Raw genomic sequence first — 1,576 nt, forward strand, 5'->3', positions numbered from 1 at the left:
TTAGTTGGAAAATTTGGTTGTCATGATGTTTGGAAGCCAGGAGAAATTGTAGAAGTCAATAATTATTATCCTTTTGGATTGCTACATAATTATACATCTACTACACAGAATGCTTATCAATACAAATACCAAGGACAAGAGTTACAAGAGACAGGTTTTTACTCATTTAAGTGGAGAAATTATATGCCGGATGTGGGAAGGTTTTTTAATATAGATCCTTTGAGTGAAAAATATGCTTATCAATCTCATTACAATTTTTCTGAAAATCGTGTTGTTGATGCAAGAGAGTTGGAGGGATTAGAAGCTGTAGATTTTAGGAAGAATGATGGCTATAAAAATTTAGTTGTTGTTGTACAGGGATGGTCGGGAGATACGAAGAAAGGATATACCCAATCTCAGAATGTAGGAGGTAGCAATAATCCTGATTTTAAAGGAAAAGCAAACCTTGATCTTACTGGTATTGGAGGATTAGTTGGTTTAGCTAATTCTAATACTCGAGTTGTTGTTTTTGATTCATCACAGAATGAAAATACAAAAAATGACCTCAAATCAACTATCTCAAATTTTAATAATGTGCATTCAGAAGGTGTGGTTGTTGCTGTTGGGCATAGCTTAGGAGGTGATAATCTGGTAGAATCAGTAAATGAAAATAAAAATTTAAAAGTAGATTTAATGGTGACTTTAGATATAATGGATGGTTATTCTGATACAAAGATACCGTCTAATGTATCGAAAGCGGTTAATTACTACCAGACCAAAAATATATATGGAGGAGAGAAAATAGAACCTACAAGCGATAATAAGACTACTAAAATAGTAAACGTTCTTGCCCCTACATCAGATCATAAAAGCATAGACAATGATTTAAGCACAAAAGTTAGAGATGTTGTAAAAAGAGAATTAATACCTAATCAATAATGAAAACAGTTACAAAAATAATTTTAATTATTTCAATAATTTATACCGTACTTTTATTATATTTTCAATATGATTATTTTTTAGAATTTACCCCTTTGGTGATAGTTCTATTGGCAATTAACTTTTACATGATTTATAAATACAATAATAAGTTGCTAAACTTTATTTTAAATGGTTTATTGTTTGTCTTTCTAATATTTTGCTTCTCTTTTGGGATAGCATTAAGGCAGGACTGGTAGACCTAAGCTTTATAAACAACAAAGCCACTCGTTTGAGTGACTTTGTTAGTTTTATAAAATGCTTTGCAATTTAGTTTGTTTAAGAAACGTATTAAGGAGAGCAAAGACATGTTGTATATTGTTCTCCTTGATGCTTTTCTATATTTAAAATTTTTAAAAAATACAGGATATCCCCAGATATATGGTATAAATTCATTTGGTTTATAATATTTAAATTTATTTGCTAATGATGATATCAATACCACAATAAAAGATAGCAGTTTGAACGGGTCTTATAAAGGACTGAATAGTGCAACTCTTGATGGAAGTACTGTATTTACAGCATTTAAACAAGATGTTACATTAGACACAACTTCAGGTAGTAAACAATCACCTTTTCACGTTACGTTGTTCCACGAATTAGGACATAGTTTTTCAAA

The 1,576-nt window shown here is 30.3% G+C and carries 1 protein-coding gene; it reads left to right on the top strand.

What is annotated here, in order from left to right; genetic code table 11:
• Positions 1 to 918, top strand: a 918-nt coding sequence (locus tag BW983_RS23655; protein ID WP_317048128.1) for an RHS repeat-associated core domain-containing protein, incomplete at its 5' end; no start/stop codon positions are given.
• Between the last annotated feature and the right edge of the window lie 658 nt (positions 919 to 1,576).

Origin of the sequence: Chryseobacterium ureilyticum, assembly GCF_900156735.1 — a bacterium.
GTDB lineage: Bacteria > Bacteroidota > Bacteroidia > Flavobacteriales > Weeksellaceae > Chryseobacterium > Chryseobacterium ureilyticum.